This is a genomic window from Bradyrhizobium sp. LeoB3, from assembly GCF_055456055.1.
On sequence record NZ_JBVBEF010000468.1, the window covers coordinates 1 to 254 of the forward strand.

Annotated in this window: 1 protein-coding gene; it reads left to right on the forward strand. The window is 64.2% G+C overall.

What is annotated here, in order from left to right:
- Positions 1-254, forward strand: a 254-nt coding sequence (locus tag ACZXDY_RS46735) for a transposase (protein WP_464350135.1), incomplete at both ends; no start/stop codon positions are given.

The window sequence follows — 254 nt, forward strand, 5'->3', positions numbered from 1 at the left end:
CGCAAGGCCGAATGGGTTGTCTACGCCAAGCGGCCGTTCGGTGGGCCTGAGGCCGTGCTGGCTTATCTGTCGCGCTACACCCACCGCGTCGCCATCGCCAACAGCCGCCTGATCGCCTGCGACCAGCAGGACGTCACCTTCAAGTGGAAGGACTACCGCGTCGCGGGCCGCGATCGCTACAAGCAGATGACACTCGAGACCTTCGAGTTCATCCGCCGCTTCCTCATCCACGTGCTGCCCAAGGGCTTGCATCG